16 protein-coding genes and 1 tRNA gene are annotated in these 21,249 nt (G+C 68.7%); 11 read left to right on the top strand and 6 right to left on the bottom strand.

All coding sequences use genetic code 11. The features are described from left to right. Nucleotide 1 precedes the first annotated feature (1 nt). Both JOE30_RS18385 and JOE30_RS18380 read left to right on the top strand, forming a co-directional pair. A complete protein-coding gene (locus JOE30_RS18385; RefSeq protein ID WP_204868435.1) occupies nucleotides 2-250 on the top strand; it encodes a hypothetical protein in 249 nt (82 codons plus the stop codon). A 188-nt stretch (nucleotides 251-438) separates the two neighbouring features. Further along, nucleotides 439-1,617: a winged helix DNA-binding domain-containing protein gene (locus tag JOE30_RS18380; RefSeq protein ID WP_204868432.1), complete on the top strand. Its 1,179-nt coding sequence runs from the start codon at nucleotides 439-441 to the stop codon at nucleotides 1,615-1,617. Here the strand turns inward: JOE30_RS18380 and JOE30_RS18375 are convergent. Further along, on the bottom strand, nucleotides 1,606-2,382 hold the full coding sequence (locus JOE30_RS18375; protein WP_204868430.1) for a LuxR C-terminal-related transcriptional regulator: 777 nt from the start codon (nucleotides 2,380-2,382) through the stop codon (nucleotides 1,606-1,608). The two genes, JOE30_RS18380 and JOE30_RS18375, sit on opposite strands and share 12 nt — an antisense overlap. Nucleotides 2,383-2,448: 66 nt before the next feature. On the opposite strand from JOE30_RS18375, the gene JOE30_RS18370 reads away from it, so the two are divergent. Beyond that, the gene (locus tag JOE30_RS18370) at nucleotides 2,449-4,014 is read left to right on the top strand and encodes an AMP-binding protein (protein ID WP_204868427.1); all 1,566 of its coding nucleotides are present in this window, start codon (nucleotides 2,449-2,451) and stop codon (nucleotides 4,012-4,014) included. On the opposite strand, the gene JOE30_RS18365 is transcribed toward JOE30_RS18370, so the two are convergent. Beyond that, nucleotides 3,978-4,397: a DUF732 domain-containing protein gene (locus JOE30_RS18365; protein WP_204868425.1), complete on the bottom strand. Its 420-nt coding sequence runs from the start codon at nucleotides 4,395-4,397 to the stop codon at nucleotides 3,978-3,980. The genes JOE30_RS18370 and JOE30_RS18365 overlap by 37 nt on opposite strands. A gap of 40 nt (nucleotides 4,398-4,437) precedes the next feature. On the opposite strand from JOE30_RS18365, the gene JOE30_RS18360 reads away from it, so the two are divergent. After that, nucleotides 4,438-5,076, top strand: a complete 639-nt coding sequence (locus tag JOE30_RS18360; protein ID WP_204868423.1) for a YoaK family protein — start codon at nucleotides 4,438-4,440, stop codon at nucleotides 5,074-5,076. 6 nt (nucleotides 5,077-5,082) lie between these two features. Here JOE30_RS18360 and JOE30_RS18355 read toward each other — a convergent pair. Beyond that, nucleotides 5,083-5,158: transfer RNA gene (locus JOE30_RS18355), tRNA-Arg, on the bottom strand. A gap of 114 nt (nucleotides 5,159-5,272) precedes the next feature. On the opposite strand from JOE30_RS18355, the gene JOE30_RS18350 reads away from it, so the two are divergent. Together JOE30_RS18350 and JOE30_RS18345 are read left to right on the top strand one after the other, a co-directional pair. After that, nucleotides 5,273-6,364 carry an XdhC/CoxI family protein gene (locus JOE30_RS18350; RefSeq protein ID WP_239533078.1) on the top strand — a complete coding sequence of 364 codons (1,092 nt, stop codon included), beginning with the start codon at nucleotides 5,273-5,275 and terminating at the stop codon, nucleotides 6,362-6,364. Nucleotides 6,365-6,541: 177 nt separating this feature from the next. After that, entirely contained in the window at nucleotides 6,542-8,578 is a 2,037-nt protein-coding gene (locus JOE30_RS18345) for a cytochrome c oxidase assembly protein (protein ID WP_204868419.1), read from the top strand. Here JOE30_RS18345 and JOE30_RS18340 read toward each other — a convergent pair. Both JOE30_RS18340 and JOE30_RS18335 read right to left on the bottom strand, forming a co-directional pair. Beyond that, entirely contained in the window at nucleotides 8,575-8,976 is a 402-nt protein-coding gene (locus tag JOE30_RS18340) for a GtrA family protein (protein ID WP_204870549.1), read from the bottom strand. The genes JOE30_RS18345 and JOE30_RS18340 overlap by 4 nt on opposite strands. 47 nt (nucleotides 8,977-9,023) lie before the next feature. Then, nucleotides 9,024-9,686, bottom strand: coding sequence for a TetR/AcrR family transcriptional regulator (locus JOE30_RS18335; RefSeq protein WP_204868417.1), 663 nt, complete (start codon nucleotides 9,684-9,686; stop codon nucleotides 9,024-9,026). A gap of 125 nt (nucleotides 9,687-9,811) precedes the next feature. Here JOE30_RS18335 and JOE30_RS18330 point away from each other — a divergent pair, with 125 nt between their 5' ends. After that, entirely contained in the window at nucleotides 9,812-11,350 is a 1,539-nt protein-coding gene (locus JOE30_RS18330) for an MFS transporter (protein ID WP_204868414.1), read from the top strand. Between the two features lie 36 nt (nucleotides 11,351-11,386). Here JOE30_RS18330 and JOE30_RS18325 read toward each other — a convergent pair whose 3' ends face one another. Then, complete coding sequence (locus tag JOE30_RS18325) at nucleotides 11,387-11,827, bottom strand: MarR family winged helix-turn-helix transcriptional regulator (RefSeq protein WP_204868411.1); 441 nt, start codon at nucleotides 11,825-11,827, stop codon at nucleotides 11,387-11,389. A gap of 73 nt (nucleotides 11,828-11,900) precedes the next feature. Here JOE30_RS18325 and JOE30_RS18320 point away from each other — a divergent pair, with 73 nt between their 5' ends. The 4 genes from JOE30_RS18320 (at nucleotide 11,901) to JOE30_RS18305 (ending at nucleotide 21,141) form a co-directional block, all read left to right on the top strand. Next, on the top strand, nucleotides 11,901-13,715 hold the full coding sequence (locus JOE30_RS18320) for an ABC transporter ATP-binding protein (RefSeq protein ID WP_204868408.1): 1,815 nt from the start codon (nucleotides 11,901-11,903) through the stop codon (nucleotides 13,713-13,715). 137 nt (nucleotides 13,716-13,852) lie between these two features. After that, complete coding sequence (gene ssb, locus JOE30_RS18315) at nucleotides 13,853-14,299, top strand: single-stranded DNA-binding protein (protein ID WP_204868406.1); 447 nt, start codon at nucleotides 13,853-13,855, stop codon at nucleotides 14,297-14,299. Nucleotides 14,300-14,441: 142 nt separating this feature from the next. After that, nucleotides 14,442-16,121, top strand: coding sequence for an energy-dependent translational throttle protein EttA (gene ettA / locus JOE30_RS18310; protein WP_027505632.1), 1,680 nt, complete (start codon nucleotides 14,442-14,444; stop codon nucleotides 16,119-16,121). 154 nt (nucleotides 16,122-16,275) lie between these two features. After that, entirely contained in the window at nucleotides 16,276-21,141 is a 4,866-nt protein-coding gene (locus JOE30_RS18305; RefSeq protein ID WP_204868403.1) for an NAD-glutamate dehydrogenase, read from the top strand. The last annotated feature ends 108 nt before the right edge of the window (nucleotides 21,142-21,249 follow it).

The following is a 21,249-nucleotide window of genomic DNA, read 5'->3' as shown; positions in this document are numbered from 1 at the left end:
CATGGTCGGCAAGTTCGAACGCAACAAGGACACCGTGCAGGAACTGACCGAGTCCGCGGCGACCCACGTCGGACGCATCGCGGTCATCATCGCCACGGCAGTTCGCGACGTCACCCGCGAGATCGGTGACCTGGTCACCGACGGCATCGAAATGCGTGAGGCCTCGCGTCGCGCAGAATCCGATACGCGCACCTTCGAAGTGATCGAGGGGGACTTCGAGGAATCGTCCAGGCGGTCGAACGGTCGCTAGAGCACGCTTCACAACGGCGCCACACCTGCGGGTGTGGCGCCGTTGTGCGTTGTGGGGCCGGGCTGGGACTCGCGCACCGCGGTTCGTCCCGCGCACTCCCCATCGGGGGAGCACCACACGAACTGCGCCGCGGGGCACGTGCGCACGTCATGGGTGCACACGGGAGCGGGGTCGGTCAGACTATGCCGATGAAGGTGACGGACGAGGAGCGGCGCAGGATCCTGGTGCGCCGGCACGCCGTGGGTCTGGGGTCGTCGCTGACGCCCGAGGAGGTGGTGCAGCGCATCGTCGCGCTCCACGCCACGGATGCGGCGAGCGTGTCGTTGCAGGTTCTGGCGCGATCGACCACGGCGACCCTGGACGACGTGCGCGACGCGCTGTACACCCGACGCTCGCTGGTTCGGGTCATGGCGATGCGCCGCACCCTCTTCGTCATCGACAAGCAGTTCATGCCCGTGGTGCAGGCCGGGTCGAGTGCCGGGGTGGCCAGAACCCTGAGAACGCGTCTGGCGAAGCAACTCTCGACCCTGCCCACCGACCCGGTGATCGATGATGTGCCGGCCTTCCTCGACCACCTCGAATCGGGAGTCGATGCGGCACTGGCTGCGTCGGGCACCGCGACGGGAGCCGAGTTATCCACCGCTGTACCGGAACTGCGCACCGCGTTCCTCCCGACCACGGACAAGAAGTACGACGTCCGTCGGTACGTGACGTCGTCGCTGCTGACGTTGCTGTCGGCGGAGGGGCGCATCGTGCGCGTGGAACCGCGGGGCAACTGGACGTCTCGTCACCACACGTGGGCACCGGTGAGCGCGTGGTGGCCCGACGGTGTTCCGCCGATCGAGGAGGCGGACGCGCGGGTTCGCCTGGCGCACACCTGGCTCGAGGCGTTCGGGCCGGCGACTCCCGAGGACCTCCAGTGGTGGACCGGATGGAACAAGGGTCACACCGTCAGAGCCCTCGCTGCCCTCGACGTCGAGGAGGTCGAGCTGTCGTCGGGTGCAGGAATCATGCTGCGCGGCAGCGACATCACCGGCGCTGACGGGGGTGTCGCACTGCTCCCCGCGCTGGATCCCACAGCGATGGGGTGGAAGGATCGGCGGTGGTTCCTGCCTGACGAGTACCGACCGGACCTGTTCGACACGTTCGGCAACGTCGGCCCCACCGTGTGGTCGAACGGCCGAGTGGTCGGTGGTTGGGCCGTACGCGGCGCCGGCGAGGTGGTGTTCCGGTTGTTCGAGAAGGCCGACGAGGAGCAGGTCGCGGCGGAGGCTGCCCGCCTCGAGGCCCATCTCGACGGTGCGCCCATCACCCCGACCTTTCCGACACCGCTCGAGAAGGCGCTGCGGACAGGATCAGGGAACTAGGCCCGCGCGCCGGGCGGCATGCGCGGCTTCGTGTCTCGTGGATGCGTCGAGCTTGGCCATGATCGACTTCATGTAGCTCTTGACCGTGGACACGGTGAGGCCGAGTTCCTCGGCGATGGCGATGTTCGATCGGCCCAGCGCCACCAGTGACAACACGTCCCGTTCGCGGGCCGTCACGTGCGGAGCGGACGGCATCGGTGCAGCGGGTTCGAGGAATGCGCGCATCGAATCGAGCACGGACGTGAGCTCGGGTGCGTCCGACCGTGCCGCGACCGCCCGAAGGCGGGTGTAGGTCTGACGGACGTCCTCGCGCAGCCGGTCGGCATCACGCCGCGCCTCGTCGACCGCGAGGTCCTGGCCCAGAATCCCCGCTTCGAGGGTCAGCACGTCGAGCACGCGATCCCCGATGTGCCCGGCCGTGTGCATCGCGCCGTAGAGCACGCCGACGGCCGTCCGGCCGACGACGACGGGGGCGGCGATCATGGCGCGCAGGCCCTCGGCGGAGATGATGGCGTCGTATCGGTGGCTGATCTTCGGAGTCCGCATGTAGTCGTCGAGGGCGACGGTGCGATTGACCTCCAGCACCTTGCCGCCGAGACCATGACCTGCCTCGAGCTCGACCCCGTCGAGCGCTCCGACGGACTGCCCGGCGAAGTGGCGCAGCGTCAATCGCCGACCCGCGGTCATGACTCCGCCGAAAGCGAGTGTGACGCCCGAGCCGGCGCGCAACCGGTCCACGGCGGCGTCGAAATGTGTGTCGATCATGGTCTCCGTCTTCTTACCCTCTTCGGAGGGTATCGGGCCGCGAGTGTTCCGCGCCACACTCTCACCATGACGACCTTGACCGACGATGTCGCACGCCTGCTGTCGACCTACGGATCCGCCGACGCCGACCTCGCCGCGCTGCTGTGCGACGACCACGACCCGGCGGCGATCGCGTTCACCTTCATCGAAGGCGATCTCACGGCGCGCGACCTCACCTACGGCGAGCTGCACGAGCTGTCGGCACGCTTCGCGACGGGCCTCGCCGAGATGGGCGTCGGCCGGGGTGACCGCGTCGGAGTGCTGATGAGCAAGCGGCTCGAACTGGTCGTCGCACTGCTCGGGCTGTGGCGACTCGGCGCGGTGCACGTCCCGCTCTTCACCGCGTTCGCGACCCCCGCGATCGCGATGCGCGTCGAGGCCGCGCAGGCGCGCGTCGTCATCACCGAGACCGACCAGCGCGAGAAGCTCGACTCGATCGAGGGCATCACGGTGATCGAGACGGGGGAGGGCTTCGACGCTCTGGTTCGTGAGCACGAGCCGATGGCGGTCTCGGTGGCCGTGGGCGGCGACGGTGTGATGATCCAGCTCTTCACCAGCGGTACGACGGGCAAGCCGAAGGGCGTGCCGGTGCCCGTGTCGGCGCTGGCGTCGTTCGTCGCCTACATGACCTACGGCCTCGACGTGTCCGAGGACGACGTCTTCTGGAACGCCGCCGACCCCGGCTGGGCCTACGGGCTCTACTACGCCATTCTCGGCCCGATGGCGATGGGCCGTCGCAGCTTGATGCTGCATGCCGGCTTCACCCCCGCGCTCACGGTCGCGGTGATGCAGAAATTCCAGGTCACCAACTTCGCGGCGGCGCCGACGGTGTACCGGAGCCTGAGCAAGGACCCGTCGGTCGGCGGCATCACGCTGCGACGGGCGTCGTCGGCGGGGGAGCCGCTGACGCCGGACGTCCTGGTGTGGTCGGAGTCGGCGCTCGGCGTACCGGTGCGTGATCACTACGGCCAGACCGAGCACGGCATGGTCATCGTCAACGCCTGGCACGACGCGGTCCGTGAGCCGCTGATCCCGGGCTCGATGGGAAAGCCGTTGCCGGGCTTCACCGCCGGAGTCGTCGAGGATCAGATCGGCTTCGAGGTGGCGGGCAGCCCGTTGATGTGGTTCACCGGATACGTCGATGCTCCCGAGAAGACTGCCGAACGGTTCACCGAGGACGGGTCCTGGTACCTGACGGGTGATGCCGGACGCATCGAGAACGGCTCCTTCTTCTTCTCCGCGCGTAACGACGACGTCATCATCATGGCCGGCTACCGGATCGGGCCGTTCGACGTGGAAAGCGTTCTCGTGGAACACCCGTCGGTCATGGACGTCGCGGTGGTCGGGCAACCGGACGACATCCGCGGGGAGGTGATCGAGGCGTACGTCGTTCTGGCGGAGGGTGTCTCGGGCACTCCCGAGTTGGAGTCCGAGCTGCAGCAACTGGTGAAGTCCAACTTCGCCGCGCACGCCTACCCCCGCACAGTGCACTTCGTCGACGCCCTGCCGAAGACGCCCAGCGGCAAGGTGCAGCGCTTCCTGCTGCGCCGGAACCGTCAGCCTGGCAGCAGCGCTCGGAATTCGGGGCAGTAGGCGCCGATCGCGGTACCGACGATGGCACCCGCGGCGCTCTCGTCCCACTTGCCGCGGCTGCCCGTCGTGACGGCGTCCACCTCGGCGATCACGGGCTGCCCCTGCTGCAGTTCCGCGCAGATGCCGCGCCCGAGGATCTTCATCGTCTCCGGGTCGGTGTACTCGATGGCGCCACTGTCCAACCCCGCGATGAAGAGGTCGTCCGCGGCGACCGCGTCGGGCCCCGTCGGCACGGAGGGACCCGCCACCGCCGGAGTGGTGGGCGCCTCGGACGTCGAGGACGTGGGAGCCGGGTCGTCGGCCGGTGGTGTCGCCGGGTCACCGCCGCACCCCGCCACGCTCAGAGTGGCAAGGAGGAGAAGGGTAGCGGTGCGGCGGGTCACCGGTGCGACGTTACCGGTCTCGTGGTGATCCAATGACCGCGTGAAGCGCACCCACGACCGCCGCCGCGATGCCCACGTGGCCCTGGGTCTCGCCGCCGTGGCCGGCTTCGTCGACGCCGTCGGCTTCCTCGCTCTCGGCGGCTTCTTCGTCTCCTTCATGACGGGCAACACCACTCGGGCGGCCGTCGAACTGACCGCAGGACATCTCGGTGCGGCGGCTGTCGGGCTCGTGGTGATCGTGTCGTTCGTGGGCGGAGTGGTCACCGGGTCGCTCGTCGGCGACCTCGCCGGCCGGCGTCGTAAGACCGTCGTCCTTCTGCTCGTCGCGGTACTGCTGGCCGCGGCCGGCGTCGTGCACCTCGGCGGCGGCGCGACCCTGGTGTCCGCACTGATCGTGGCGGCGGCGATGGGCGCCGAGAACGCGGTGTTCGAGCGGGACGGCGGCATCAGCCTCACCTACATGACCGGGACGCTCGTGACCATGGCACGCACGATCGCCGCTCGGATCCAGGGGCGCAGCTCGGAATCCTGGGTGCGCCCGCTGATGATGTGGGCTGCGCTCGCGGGCGGAGCGATTCTCGGCGCCGCGGCCTTCGCGATCGTCGGACTCGGCGCACCCGTGGTGGCGCTGGTCGCGGTGCTCGTGGCCGCCGGCGTCGTCTTCTCGATGGGTGACTGAGCGCCGTGGTGCCCCCGGCAGGATTCGAACCTGCGACCAAGGGATTAGAAGGCCCTTGCTCTATCCCCTGAGCTACGGAGGCGTGCATCGGTGTCCGATGCGCCGTCTAGTGTAGCGAGGCGCTGCGCCCTGCCCGGCCCGGAGGTGCGGCTTAGACTTCTCGCTCCGAGGGAAGGCATCAGGCGTGCAGGACGTGATGGACCAGGTGCTCGCGGCGTGGCGCGCGGGGGAGTCCGTGGGTGTGGGCACCGTCGTGCGCACGTTCCGATCGGCACCGCGTCCGCCGGGTGCGTCGATGGCCGTGCTCGCGGACGGCCGGGTGGTCGGGTCGGTGTCCGGCGGCTGCGTCGAGGGCGCGGTGTACGAGGCCGCGCATAACGGTGAGGCGGGTCTGCATCGCTACGGAGTCAGCGACGACGATGCGTTCGCGGTGGGTCTGACCTGCGGGGGCATTCTCGACGTCTTCGTCGAGACCGTCTCCCGATCGACTTTCCCGGAGCTCGGCGCGGTGGCGTCGGCGATCGCGGAGCACCGGCCGGTCGCGGTGGCGACCGTCATCGAGCACCCCGACGCCGGTCGGGTCGGCTCTCGCCTGGTCGTCGACCCGGTGGCGGCGTCCGGCACGCTCGGGTCGCCGCGTGCGGATGCCGCGGTGATCGACGACGCCCGCGGTCTGCTCGAGGCTGGCCGCACCGATCTCCTGCACTACGGCCCCGACGGTCAGCGGCGTGGCGAGGGCATGACGGTGTTCGTGAACTCCTTCGCGCCCCGTGCTCGCATGTGCGTGTTCGGTGCGATCGACTTCGCGTCGGCGGTGGCGCGTCAGGGCGCGCTGCTCGGCTATCGCGTGACCGTCTGCGATGCGCGGCCGGTGTTCACGACACCCGAGCGATTCCCGACGGCCGACGAGGTGGTCGTCGAGTGGCCGCACCGTTACCTGGAGCGACTGCAGGCCGAGGGTGAGATCGACGAGCGCACCGTGATCTGTGTACTGACCCACGACCCCAAGTTCGACGTGCCGCTGCTCGAGGTGGCGTTGCGGCTGCCCCGCGTCGGCTATGTGGGGGCGATGGGGTCGCGGCGCACCCACGACGATCGCGTCGCGCGACTGCGCGAGGTGGGAATCACCGACGACGACCTCGCACGATTCTCGTCCCCGATCGGGCTCGATCTCGGCGCCCGGACACCGGAGGAGACGGCGGTGTCGATCGCGGCGGAGATCGTTGCGAGGCGGTGGGGCGGCAATGGTCGGCCGTTGGGGGAGCGCGAGGGACGCATTCACCACTGACGCCTCCGCCGCTGACCCCTTCGCCGCTGACCCCTTCGGCGAGTACGTCCGAACTGCCGCTGCAGCACGGAGGATCATGACGTTTCCGACGTACTCGCCGGAGGGGGTGGAGTGTGAGTTGCGCGTCTACTACGTCCCGTAGGTGCTGCGATGCCGGTCACCTCCTACCCTGGAGGTATGGCAACGACTGAGGCACCGCGTTCCGCGACCGCGGAACCCGACGGTGGGGCGCGACGAGCCGGATCGGCAGGCGTGTTCGCGAGTGCCGGACTGATCGCCGCGGTGGTGGCCGGCCTGATCGTCGCACTGTCCGCGTCGCAGGCGTTGGTCCTGCTCGGCATCCCGGATCCCGGTCCGGTGACGACGTACGGTCTGCCCGCCGTGCGCGCGCTCGGGGAGATCGCGGCCGTCATCGCCGTGGGTTCCCTGCTGCTCGCAGCCTTCCTCGTGCCGCCGCAGAGGTCGGGTGTTCTCGACATCGACGGCTACCGGGCACTGCGCACCGCATCGTCGGCGGCGATCGTGTGGGCGGGCTGCGCCATCGTGCTGGTGCCGTTGACCCTCTCGGACACGTCCGGTCAGCCGGTGTCCGAGGCGCTGCGTCCCGAGAACCTGTGGTCGGGCCTGTCGCAGATCGAGTTGGCCCGCGCGTGGCAGTGGACCGCGATCATCGCGATCGTGCTCGCACTCGGGACACGCGCCGTGCTGCGGTGGTCGTGGACGCCGATCCTGCTGGTGGTCGCGCTCGGCTCGCTCATGCCTCTCGCGTTGTCCGGCCACTCGTCGTCCGGTGGATCGCACGACGTCGCCACCAACAGCCTCATCCTGCATCTCCTCGCCGCGTCGCTCTGGGCGGGCGGACTGTTCGCGGTCCTGGCGCACGCCCGCCGCGCCGGCGCGCACACCGACGTCGCGGCGCGCCGCTTCTCCGCGGTCGCCACGGTGGCGTTCGTGGTCATGGGTGTCAGCGGAGTGGTCAACGCCTTCGTCCGCGTCGAGCCCGCAGATCTGTTCGACACCACCTACGGCCGGCTCGTGCTCGCCAAGGTCGTCGCACTGGTCGTCCTCGGCGTGTTCGGCTACACCCAGCGTCGACGCGCCCTGCCCGCGCTCGCCGCGGACCCGACCTCGCGCGCGAATCTCGTGCGTTTCGCAGGTGCGGAGGTACTGGTCTTCGCGGCCACCATCGGGCTCGCGGTCGGGCTCTCCCGGACACCGCCGCCGCTGGGGAGCGCTCGGGAGCTCACGCTCACCGAGGCGGAGTTGGGGTACGACCTCACCGCGGCCCCGAGCCTCGGGCGCTTCCTCTTCGACTGGCGGTTCGACCTCATCTTCGGTACCGCCGCCGTCGTCATGGCCGTCGTCTACCTCCTCGGCGTCCGTCGACTGCGGGCCCGCGGCGACGCATGGCCGGTGGGTCGCACTATCGCCTGGGTCCTGGGCTGCGCGACGCTGCTGTTCGCGACGTCGTCGGGTGTCTACCGCTACTCGATGGCGATGTTCAGCGTGCACATGGGCTCGCACATGGTGCTGTCGATGCTCACCCCGGTGCTGCTCGCGCTCGGCGGTGGCGTGACCCTGGCCCTGCGGGTGCTGCCGGCGGCCGGCCGGGACGGTGTGCCGGGACCGCGCGAGTGGATCCTCGAGGCCCTGCACAGCCCGGTGTCCCGGTTCCTCACCCAGCCCCTGGTCGCGGCCGTCATCTTCGTGGGTGGTTTCTACGCGCTCTACCTCGGCGGCATCTACGGCGCGACCGTCGACTCGCACGGCGCCCACCTGCTGATGAACGCGCATTTCCTGCTGAGCGGGTACTTGTTCTACTGGGTCGTCATCGGCGTCGATCCGGCACCGCGTCGGCTGTCGCCCGTGACCAAGCTGGCGATGGTGTTCGGATCGCTGCCCTTCCACGCCTTCTTCGGTATCGCGCTGATGAGTACCGAGACGGTGATGGGTCAGACCTTCTTCCGCGGCCTGTCGCTGCCGTGGAACTCCGACCTCCTGGCGGATCAGCGACTCGGCGGCGGCATCGCGTGGGCGACGGGCGAGATCCCGCTGATCCTCGTCATGCTGGCGTTGCTGGTGCAGTGGTCCAACACGGACCGGAAGGAAGCCGTCCGCACGGACCGGGCGGCCGATCGCGACGACGGTGCGGACCTCGCGGCGCACAACGCGATGTTCGCGGAGCTGGCGCGCCGCGAGCGTGAGCGCAGTTAGAAGACCAGACCGCGTAGGGCCAGGAAGCGGAGCCCGCCGACGAGGGCGGTGACTCCTACCAGGATCAGGGCCGACAGCGCGGCGCCGGCGGTCGGCAGTGCGACGTCGAGTGCGGTCAGCGCCGCGGTGCTGGCGCCCAGTCCGATGAGTGCCAGTCCGCCGCCCTCCCACTGCGCGGTGAACCAGCCCACTCGATCGGCGGCGTGGAACGTGAGCCGACGGTGCAGTTCATTGGCGAGAACGGTCGACGCCACTGCTCCGACGGCGTTGGCCACGATGGAGCCCTCGCTGTGCATCACCATGAAGACGGCGATGTAAAGAACGTTGCTGAGCCCGCCGACCAGCGCGAAGCGAACCAACTGGGGGAATGCCCCGTCACTGCGCAGCGCCACCAGCATCGGGTGCTCGGGGTGCGCGGAAAGCACGGGCGAGACCACGTTGTCGATCACGACGCCCTCCCGTGCAATCTGCTCTTGACTCTGAGGATCTCGTCCGGTGTCAGTGCTCGACCCGGCAGCGGCACCGATCGGTCCGGCACCGCCGCGAGGGAATCGATCACCAGGGCGAAATAACGTCGCCAGTTGTCCTCGTCCACCTCGTCTGCGACCTCGGCACCGGCCACGATCATTCGTACCAGGGTGAAGAGGTCGCCGGGCTGCACGTCCGGGCGGAGCTTCCCGGCCTTCTGGGCGCGCTTGATGAGGGTGTCGATCGTCGGTTCGAGCTTGGACCGCACCGCCGCGATGCGGTCGAGGCCGTCGTCGCATCCGAGGACGACGTGACCGAGACCACGGTCCGCGGCCATGTGTCGGCACAGGAACTCGAAGAAATCCACCATCGCGGCCCAGGGATCGTCGGCCTCGGCGGCCACTTCCGCGCGGCTGAGCACGTCGACGAGACGCTGCTCGAGGATGCCGTCGATGAGTTCCTGCTTGTTGGCGAAGCGCCGGTACACGGTGCCCACACCCACCCCGGCGCGCGCGGCGACATCGTCGAGCGTGATCTCGAGACCTTTGCGCGCCAACAACTCTCGCGCGCAGTCGATGATCTTGAGCTTGTTCCGCTCGGCGTCCGCTCGAAGCGGCTTCGCCGCTGTGGTGGGTTTCACAGTCCGTTTCGTCCTGGTTCGTCGGTTAACCGGAGGTCATGCCTCCGCATCGCTGCTATCGTCTTGCTATCCGGAGCGTACGCCTCCGTATAGCTCCATTTCACGCCGTACCGAAGCGAGGATCAATGTCTTCCACCACATCCGACGTCGGAAACGTCCAACCGACGATTCGGTCGAGCGCCAACGACGCGCCCGACCGCACTCGCTGGCTCATCCTGGGCGTACTCGGCCTGGCCCAGCTGATGGTCGTGCTCGACGCGACCGTCGTGAACATCGCGCTTCCCGCCGCACAGCTCGATCTCGGCTTCGACAACGCGGACCGCTCGTGGGTGGTCACCTCCTACGCTCTGGCATTCGGCAGCCTCCTGCTGCTCGGTGGTCGACTCAGTGACCTCTTCGGCCGCCGCACCACCTTCCTCGTCGGACTCGTCGGCTTCGCGGTGATGTCCGCCGTCGGCGGCGCAGCCGTCAACTTCGGCATGCTGGTCGCGGCCCGTGCGGGACAGGGCGTCTTCGGCGCGCTGCTCGCCCCGGCTGCGCTGTCCCTACTGACCACGACGTTCACGGATCCGAAGGAACGTGCGAAGGCGTTCGGCATCTTCGGCGCGGTCGCCGGTGCCGGCGGCGCCATCGGCCTGCTTCTCGGCGGTGTGCTCACCGAGTGGGCGAACTGGCGGTGGAGCCTCTACGTCAACCTGGTCTTCGCGGGAATCGCCTTCGTCGGCGGGTTCCTCCTGCTGGCCAAGCATCGCGCCACCGAGCGTCCGGCACTCGACATCCCCGGCACCCTCACCGTCTCCGCGGCGCTGTTCTCCATCGTCTACGGATTCGCGCACGCCGAGTCCGACGGGTGGGGCAACGCGGTGACCATCGGCTTCCTCGCGGTCGGTGTTGTCCTGCTGGGTGTGTTCGTCTACCTGCAGACGCGGGCGGCACATCCGCTGCTCCCGCTGCGCATCGTGCTCGACCGCACCCGCGGCGGCGCGTACCTGGCGGTGTTCGTCGTCGGCGCCGGCATGTTCGCGGTCTTCCTGTTCCTCACGTACTACCTGCAGAGCACGCTCGGCTACACGCCCATCACCACCGGGTTCGCATTCCTCCCGATGATCGCGACCCTCGTGGTCACGGCCACCGTTGCCACGTCGGTCATCCTGCCGCGCTTCGGACCTCGCGTACTCATGAGCGCCGGCATGCTGATCGCGTCGGCCGGCATGGCCCTGCTGACCCAGATCTCGATCGACAGTTCGTACGCCGCGCACATCCTGCCGAGCCTGCTCGTCATGGGCGTGGGCATGGGCGCCACGATGGCCCCGGCCATGCAGGGCGCCGTGTCCGGAGTCTCGCCGGACGACGCCGGCGTCGCCTCCGCGACCGTCAACACGATGCAGCAGATCGGCGGATCCATCGGTACGGCGCTGCTCAGCACCATCGCGGCGACGGCAGCGACGAACTACGCGACCGACAACCAGGCGGCCGTGGCTCAGGCCGCGGATCCGCAGGCCGCCGCGACGCTGCTCCGGATGAACGCGGAGATCGCCAGCTACACCACGACGTTCTGGTGGGCGTCGGGCATCTTCCTCGCCGGCTCGGTGATGGCAGCGCTCCTCGTCCGCTCGGGCAAGCTGCCCGACGGACCCGAGGGTGCCACCGTCGTCGCTCACTGACGCATACAGTCACCGGATCCGGTGCAGAGAACCGTGTCAGACGCGGTTCTCTGCACCGGATTCGTCGTGGATGCGGGAGAGCAGGTCGGTGAGGGTCGCTCGGTCGTCCGCGCTCAGGCCGGCGAACATCGCCTCGGACGCACTGCGCTGCGCCTGCGCGATGGTGTCCGCCAGTGCCCGCCCCTCGTCGGTGAGGTCGAGCAGAACCGCGCGCCGATCGGTGGCATCGGCGTGCCGGGCGACGTAGCCGGCCGACTCCAGCGCATCGACGACATCGGTCGCCGATCGGGGAGCGATGCGCAACCGTTCCGCCAGATCGCCGGGCCGAAGCGGTCCCGCCGCGCTGGACAGCACGCGCAGTGCCCGTCCGTGCGAGGGCGAGAGTCCGAAAGGTTCGAGAGCGGCCATGTGGCGGCGCCGCATCGACCTGGCCACCATCATGACCAGATCGGCCGGATCCTTCTCGTGGGAATGCACGGGACGATATTAGCGTTGCAGCGGTCGACCTCATAATGAGGTAACCTCAGTTCTACCCGATCAGGGAGGTCATATGCGTTCCTCCACCACACCGGCAAGGCCGGTGCAGTCCCCCGTGACATCCGCGGACCATCAGCCCGCACCGCTCGGGCGCGTCGTCGCCCTGTTCCGGCCCTATCGTGGCCGGGTCGCCGCGGTGAGCGCGGTCATCACCCTCAGCGCCGTCGTGGCACTGGGATCACCGCTGCTCCTGCGCGACATGCTCGATCACGCCATCCCGAACGCCGACGTCACGCTGGTGACGATCCTCGCGGCCGGCATGATCGCGATCGCCGTCGTCACCAGCTGTCTCGGCGTCGCCCAGACCTGGATGTCCAACAGCATCGGGCAGGCTCTGATGCATCAGCTGCGCGTGCAGGTCTACTCGCACCTGCAGCGTCAGTCGCTCGGCTTCTTCGCGCGCACCCGCACCGGCGAGGTGCAGTCGCGCATCGCCAACGACATCGGCGGTATGCAGTCCGTCGTCACCAACACGGCCACGTCGATCGCTCAGAACGCGACCACCGTCCTGGCCACCGTCGTCGCGCTCTTCCTGCTCGACTGGAAGCTGGCCCTCTTCTCGCTCGCCATCCTGCCGGTGTTCGTCCGCATCGCTCGACGGGTGGGCGACGAGCGCCGCCGTATCTCCACCGTGCGGCAACGCCTGCTCAGCGATCTGTCCGTCCAGGTGGAGGAGTCGCTCTCGGTGAGCGGCATCCTGCTGGGCAAGACGACCGGCGCGTCGTCGGTCCTCACGAACCGGTTCACCGAACGCTCGTCCGAGGTGGCCGACGTAGAACTCCGCTCGATGATGGCGGGCAAGTGGCGCATGGCGACCATGTCGATCAGCTTCGCCGCGATGCCGGCGTTGGTCTACTGGTTCGCCGGCATCACCATCGGCAACGGCAGCGCGTTGACGGTGGGAACGCTCGTCGCGTTCACCACCCTCCAGACGCAGCTGTTCCGCCCCACGATGATGCTGCTCAACACCGGCGTCGAGGTGCAGAGCTCCCTGGCTCTGTTCGGCCGGGTCTTCGAGTACCTCGATCTCCCGGTGGACATCGACGAACCCGCCGTACCGACGCCGATCGATCCGACGGCCCGACGCGGTGAGGTGCGCTTCCGCCACGTGGGCTTCGACTATCCGGGTGCGGCACATCCGACGCTCACGGACATCGACCTCACGGTCCCCGCCGGGAGCACCCTGGCGATCGTGGGAGCGACCGGCGCAGGCAAGACGACACTCGGCTATCTGACGGCGCGGCTCTACGATCCGACGTCCGGATCGGTCGAGGTCGACGGTGTCGACCTCCGCGATCTCTCGCTCGCCGACGTGTCCGCGACGGTCGGGGTGGTATCGCAGGAGACCTACCTCTTCCACGACACGATCCGCGAGAACCTGCGCTTCGCGCGGCCCGACGCCACCGACGCGGACATCGAGAATGCCGCTCGCACAGCGCAGATCCACGATTTCATCGCCTCGCTCGACGACGGCTACGACACGATGGTGGGGGAGCGCGGCTACCGGTTCTCGGGCGGCGAGAAGCAGCGCCTCGCCATCGCGCGCACCGTCCTGCGCAACCCGCCCGTCCTCGTTCTGGACGAGGCCACCAGCGCCCTGGACACCACCACCGAACGCGCGCTGGCCGACGCGATCGACCAGCTCGAACAGGACCGCACCACCATCGTCGTGGCCCACCGACTCTCCACCGTGCGGTCGGCCGATCGCATCGTGGTGCTCGATCACGGGCACGTCGTCGAATCGGGATCCCACGACGAGCTCGTCGCCCGCGGCGGTGCCTACGCCGCATTGCTGGCGGCATCCGGCGACTCGCTGGTCACTGCCTGAGTGCTCCTCCTGTCAACCCCCGCGGCGCTCCTGTGGACGGCCGTCCACAGGTGCCCGCGGGCCCTTCTGTCCGGGGTGCGAGCGGCGCAGAGTCGGAGTCGCGGTCGGTACCGGATCGACCGCGAGAGGGGGGAACGATGTACGAGTCGTATCTGACCGTGGTGGGCACCGTCATCACCGATCCGATCAAGCGCACCACGCCGTCCGGCGACGAGGTGCTCAGCTTCCGCGTGGCCAGCAACTCGCGCCGCATGGACCGCGAGAGCGGGGAGTGGCAGGACGGGGACACGCTCTACGCCTCGGTCAGCTGCTGGCGACGTCTGGTGTCGGGTGTCGGAGCGTCACTGATGAAGGGCGATTCGGTGATCGTCTTCGGGCAGGCGCACACCAACGAGTACACGACCAAGGAGGGCGTGGGCCGAGCCGATCTCGAGATCCGAGCCACCGCGGTGGGACCCGATCTCGCGCGGTGCCACGTGAAGGTGGATCGGCCGCGTCAGGCGGCCGAGCGGCAGGAGTCCGGCGAGACCGTCGCCGAGGCCGCGGCAGACACGGCCGAGTCGGAGCCGGTGCCGGTGGGCTGACCGCGAACGGTTTCACGGGCACCGGTCGGTCCCGGTAGACTTCCGCGTCGAGCACATCTCCCAGTTGTCGGCCCCGTCGTCGGCATCTCAGCCGGCGCGATCCGCCCGGCACACACGCTGGTGAGCACATCGAGAGGAACTCGTGGCGGAATTCATCTACACCATGAAGAAGGTGCGCAAGGCGCACGGCGACAAGGTCATTCTGGACGACGTGACGATGAGCTTCCTGCCGGGAGCGAAGATCGGCGTCGTCGGCCCCAACGGCGCCGGCAAGTCTTCGATCCTCAAGATCATGGCCGGGATCGACCAGCCCGGAAACGGTGAGGCGTTCCTCGCGCAGGGCGCCACCGTCGGCATCCTCATGCAGGAGCCCGAGCTCGACGAGAACAAGACGGTCCGCGAGAACGTCGAGGACGGTCTCGGCGAGACGATGGTCCAACTCAAGCGGTACAACGAGATCGCCGAGCTGATGGCCACCGACTACTCCGACGAGCTGATGGAGGAGATGGGCGAGCTGCAGGAGAAGCTCGACCACGCCGACGCGTGGGAGATCGACTCGCAGCTCGAGCAGGCCATGGACGCGCTGCGCTGCCCGCCGCCGGACGAGGGTGTGACCCACCTGTCCGGTGGTGAGAAGCGTCGTGTGGCGTTGTGCAAGCTGCTGCTGAGCAAGCCGGACCTGCTGCTGCTCGACGAGCCCACCAACCACCTCGACGCCGAGTCGGTTCTCTGGCTCGAGCAGCACCTGGCCGCGTACCAGGGCGCCATCCTGGCCGTGACCCACGACCGGTACTTCCTCGATCACGTCGCGCAGTGGATCTGCGAGGTCGACCGTGGTCGCCTGTACCCCTACGAGGGCAACTACTCCACCTACCTGGAGAAGAAGGCCGAGCGTCTCGAGGTCCAGGGCAAGAAGGACCAGAAGCTCCAGAAGCGCCTCAAGGACGAGCTCGCGTGGGTCCGCTCCGGCGCCAAGGCTCGCCAGGCCAAGAACAAGGCACGTCTCGATCGCTACGACGAGATGGCAGCCGAGGCCGACAAGATGCGCAAGCTCGACTTCGACGAGATCCAGATCCCGAACCCGCCGCGCCTCGGCGACGTCGTGGTCGAGGTCAAGAGCCTCGACAAGGGCTTCGACGGCCGCGTGCTGATCAAGGACCTGTCGTTCACGCTTCCGCGGAACGGCATCGTCGGTGTCATCGGCCCCAACGGCGTCGGCAAGACCACGCTCTTCAAGACCATCGTCGGTCTCGAGGAGCCGGACGGCGGCGAGGTCAAGATCGGTCAGACGGTCAAGCTGAGCTATGTCGACCAGAACCGATCCGGCATCGATCCCGCCAAGACCGTGTGGGAGACCGTGTCCGACGGTCTGGACTTCATCACCATCGGCACGCAGGAGTTCCCGTCGCGGGCATACATCAGCTCGTTCGGGTTCAAGGGTCACGACCAGCAGAAGGCGGCCGGTGTCCTGTCCGGTGGCGAGCGCAACCGTCTCAACCTGGCGATGACGCTCAAGCAGGGCGGCAACCTGATCCTGCTCGACGAGCCCACCAACGACCTGGACGTCGAGACGCTCGGTTCGCTGGAGAACGCCCTCGAGGAGTTCCCCGGCTGCGCCGTCGTGATCTCGCACGATCGGTGGTTCCTCGATCGGACGTGCACGCACATCCTGGCGTGGGAAGGTGGCTTCGGAGACAACGAGGCCGCTTGGTACTGGTACGAGGGCAACTTCGAGGGCTACGAGGCCAACAAGGTCGAGCGCCTCGGTCCCGATGCCGCTCGCCCGCACCGCGTGACGCACCGGAAGCTCACGCGCGACTGAAATGTACTGGTAAGTAACCTATTTTCATCGCACGCCCCGTCACCGCGGTGTTCGGCTCCCGGCCTCTCGAGGCTAGGGTCGGGAGCCGAACCCCACGGACAACGTCGCCCCGACCGGTGGATCCGCCGCTCGTGGTGATCGAAAGGCGACAGCGATGACTTCAGCGGGAGAGCACTCCGAGGCGGCAACGGCGCCGAACTCGGTGCTCGATCGGGCGGACGACCTCCGCGCGGTGTACTTCGGGCACGTCGATCTGGACGTGTTGCGGACCACCACGGGAGCCGACCCGACCGCGGTGGTGCACCGGCATCTCGAACTCGCGGAGCGTCGTGATCCCGGCGTCGCCTCTCTCGCCCTGCACCGCGGACCCGACAGCACCGTCGGTGTGGCCCTGCAGATCGTCACCGACGACATGCCGATGCTGGTCGAGTCGGTCACCGCCTGGCTCACCGGAGCCGGCATCGCGGTCGTCGAGGTGGTGCACCCGATCCTGCGCGTCGTGCGCGACGAGTCTGGGACGCTCCTCTCCATCCGAGGCGGAGCCACCCCGTCCGATGTCGAGACGGGCGATCTCGCGGACGGCAGCATTCTCGAATCGTGGATCCACGTCGCCCTGCATCCCGCGGCCAGCGAGGACGCCTTCGCCTCGCTCGAGAGTTCGCTGGCCGACGTCCTCGCCGACGTCCGTCGCGTCGTCGACGACACCGAGGCCATGCAGCGTCGCCAGCTGGAGCTGGCCGATCGTCTGGAACGACCACGCCGCGGAGACGCGGACGGGACCGAGTCCGTCACCCCCGAGGCGCGGCACGACGCCGCCCGCCTGCTCCGGTGGTTGTCCGAGGGCAACTTCCGCGTGCTCGGCAGTCGCCGGTACACCGCGACGGAGGCGGGTCTCGAACCCGTCGCCGAGTCCGCGCTGGGCATCCTGCGATCCGACGACCCGGGCGCCGTCGCGGGCTTCGACCTGCCGATCGACCGCGTGGTTGCTCGTGAGGACCTCCTCGTGCTCACCCGCGCATCGAGCTCCACCTCGGTGCACCGCGCCGTGCACCCCTACTTCGTCGGTGTCCACGACCTGGACGATGAGGGAAACACGGTGGGAGAGCACCGGTTCACAGGACTGTTCACCATCTCCGCGCTGCACGGCAACGTTCTCGACATCCCGGTCGTGGGTGACCGCGTGCGCACCGTCATCGAGCGCGCCGGGCACACCCTGTCGTCGTACTCCGGCCAGGCGATGCTCGAGTCGATCCAATCCTTCCCGCGCACCGAGCTGTTCTCGGCGGACAGCAGGTCGCTCTTCGACACCATCTCGGCCGTGGAGCGCAGTGCCCTGCGCCGCGAGGTGCTGCTGTTCCTGCGCCGAGACGGGTACGGCCGGTTCGTGTCGGCCCTGGTCTACCTTCCGCGCGACTCCTACACCACCCGTCTGCGTCTCGAGACCCGCCGGATCCTGCTGCAGGAGCTCGGCGGTACCGACGTCGAGTACGAGGCACGCGTCTCGGACAGCCCACTCGCGCTGGTGCACTTCACCGTTCGATTCGACGGACAGAGTGCGGACGCCGTCGACGTCTCGGACGCCAACCGCGACCGCATCAGGGCCCTGATCGCCGACGCCACCCGCACGTGGGACGACGCGCTGAGTGAGGCGGCCGCGGCCGACCCGTCGGTGTCGCCCGACAACGCGGCGCGCTACGCCGTCGCCTTCCCCGAGGCCTACAAGCAGGACTTCGACGCGGACCGGGCGCTCGTCGACATCGCTCGGCTCGACGCCCTCGTCGGCGACGACATCGACATGTGTCTGTACCGCCCGCGCGACGCCGAGGCGGGCCACTGGCGTTTCTCCCTCTACGTGACCGGCAGCGAGGTCTCGCTGAGCCAGGTGCTGCCCGTCCTGCAGAGCCTCGGTGTGGAAGTGGTCGACGAGCGGCCGTACGCCGTGGTGCGCAAGGACGGAACGCGCTGCTGGATCTACGATTTCGGCCTGTCCGCGGAGCCCGAGGTCATCGAGGGCGCCGAGAACCAGACGAGTGTGGTCAGCCGCCGGTTCACCGACGCGTTCGCTGCGGTGTGGAACGGCCACGCGGAGGCCGACCGTTTCAACGAACTGGTTCTGCGGGCCGGTCTCGAGTGGCGCCGCGCGGTGGTGCTGCGGGCGTACGCGAAGTACCTGCGCCAGGCCGCCTTCCCTTTCAGCCAGACCGGCATCGAGGGTGTCCTCCTCGCCAACCCGGTGACGGCTCGACTGATCGTCGACCTCTTCGGCGCGCAGTTCGATCCCGCCTCGGCGTCCGAGGAGCGGGCCGACGAGATCGCGTCGGAGCTCGCCGAACTCATCGATCAGGTGGTCAGCCTCGACGCCGACAGGGTGTTGCGTGCACTGTTCACCCTCGTGCGAGCGACGCTGCGCACCAACCACTTCGTCGTCGACGAGCAGGGTCGCGAGCGCGATTTCCTGTCCCTGAAGTTCGACCCTCGCGGCATCGACGTGCTGCCCAAGCCGCGCCCGCGTTTCGAGATCTTCGTGTACTCGCCGCGCGTCGAGGGCGTGCATCTGCGCTTCGGCACGGTCGCGCGCGGCGGTCTCCGTTGGTCCGACCGTCGCGAGGACTTCCGCACCGAGGTGCTCGGGCTGGCCAAGGCGCAGGCCGTCAAGAACGCGGTCATCGTGCCGGTGGGAGCGAAGGGCGGCTTCGTCGTCAAGCAGCCGCCGTCCCCGACCGGCGATGCAGCGACCGACCGCGCCGCGACCACCGCCGAGGGGCGAGCCTGCTACCGCATGTTCATCGCGGGGCTGCTGGACGTCACCGACAACCTCGACCGTGCCACTCGCGCCGCGATCCCACCGCAGCGCGTGGTGCGACGCGACGACGACGACTCGTACCTCGTGGTGGCGGCGGACAAGGGCACCGCCACGTTCTCCGATCTCGCGAACGAGGTGTCCGCCGAGTACGGCTTCTGGCTCGGCGACGCCTTCGCCTCGGGCGGGTCGGTGGGGTACGACCACAAGGCGATGGGCATCACCGCCAAGGGTGCCTGGGAGAGCGTGAAGCGTCACTTCCGCGAGTACGGGATCGACACGCAGTCCGACGAGATCACCGTGGTCGGCATCGGTGACATGAGCGGCGACGTGTTCGGCAACGGGATGCTGCTCAGTGAGCATCTCCGCATCGTCGCCGCGTTCGACCACCGGCACATCTTCCTGGATCCGGCACCCGACGCGGCCGCCTCCTTCGCCGAGCGGCGGCGACTGTTCGATCTGCCGCGCTCGTCGTGGGCCGACTACGACACCTCCCTGATCAGCAGGGGTGGTGGAGTCCACGATCGCACCGTGAAGTCGGTGCCGATCAGCGCCGAGGTGCGAGCGGCTCTCGGACTGGCGGACGACGTCACCGCACTGTCACCGCCCGAACTGATGCGCGCGATCCTCACGGCGCCGGTGGACCTGCTGTGGAACGGCGGCATCGGCACCTACGTGAAGTCGCGCACCGAGAGCGATGCCGACGTGGGCGACAAGGCCAACGACTCGGTGCGCGTGAACGGCGCGGACCTGCGGGCGCGCGTCGTCGGCGAGGGCGGCAACCTCGGGGTGACCGCGCTCGGCCGCATCGAGTACAGCGCCGCGGGCGGCAAGATCAACACCGACGCCGTGGACAACTCCGCCGGCGTCGACTGCTCCGATCACGAGGTCAACATCAAGATCCTGCTCGATTCCACCGTGACGTCGGGTGACCTGGCGGCGGAGGATCGGGAGTCCCTGCTGGCCTCCATGACGGACGAGGTGGGTGCCCTCGTTCTCGAGGACAACGTCGCGCAGAACGAGCTGCTGGGCGTCTCACGGGCACACGCTCCCGAGCTGCTGGGTGTCCACGCCCGAGTGATCGCGGACCTGGTGGCGTCGGGGCGGGTGGACAGGGCGCTCGACGCGCTGCCGACGAAGTCGGAGATCTCGCGACGCCTGCAGAACGGGCTCGGCCTCACCTCGCCCGAGCTGTCGACTCTCATGGCGCACGTGAAGTTGGCGCTGCAGGAAGACCTGCTGGCATCGGATCTGCCGGACAACGACGTGTTCGCCCCGCTCATGACGGACTACTTCCCGACGCCGTTGCGCGAACGTTTCGCCGGTGCCATCAAGGCGCATCCGCTGCGTCGGGAGATCGTGGCCACGCGGGTGGCGAACGAGACGGTCGACCACGGCGGCATCACCTACGCCTTCCGCCTCGCGGAGGACTCGGGAGTGGGGAGCACGGACGCTGCACGAGCGTTCGCGGCGACGAGCGAGATCTTCGGTCTGCACGACATCTGGGCCGCGATCGCTGCGGCCGACATGCCCACGGACGCGTCCGACGAACTCGTGCTCGAGTCTCGTCGCCTCCTCGACCGAGGATCCCGCTGGCTGCTGTCGAACCGGCCGCAGCCCATCGCTGTCGGTGCCGAGATCACGAGGTTCGCGCGCAAGGTAGGGATCCTGGAATCGCAGCTCCCGACGTGGCTGAAGGGCCGGCAGGCACGCAGCGGACTCGACCGTGCCACGTCCGCCATCGAGAAGGGAGCGCCGGAAGAGCTCGCGCACAGGGTGTTTCGGCTCCTCGACGTGTTCTGCCTGCTCGACGTCATCGAGACGGCGGACATCGCGAACGAGGACGACGAGGTGATGGCGAGCCTCTACTACGCCCTCAGCGAGCACCTCGGCATCGACTGGCTGCTGTCTGCGGTGTCGACGCTCGAACGCGGCGACCGCTGGCACTCCCTGGCGCGGTTGGCGCTGCGGGACGACCTGTACTCGTCGCTGCGTGCCCTCACACTGGACGTGATGGGCGGCGGCGAACCGGGGGAGACGGCCGACGAGATGATCGCCGACTGGGAGTCCACCAATGCTTCCCGGCTCGCTCGGGCCCGCGCGGCCCTCACGGAGATCGGCGAGTCCGGAACGCTGGATCTGGCGACGCTCTCGGTGGCGGCGCGGCAGATACGCAGCATGGTGCGCGGGGCGGGTGCGCGGACCGACGTCTCGCGTTGACGGGACGTTCCGTCGCGCCTGACTGTCTTCCCCGGCGAGTACGTCCATAGTGTCGCGATCCCGAGGCTCGCCACGACACTTCGGACGTACTCGCGGGGGGGAGGGGGC

It is taken from the genome of Rhodococcus sp. PvP016 (assembly GCF_017832185.1).
In the GTDB taxonomy this organism is placed as follows: domain Bacteria; phylum Actinomycetota; class Actinomycetes; order Mycobacteriales; family Mycobacteriaceae; genus Rhodococcoides.
The sequence above is the reverse complement of the archived record's forward strand: the minus strand, read 5'-3'. Positions and strand labels throughout refer to the sequence as shown.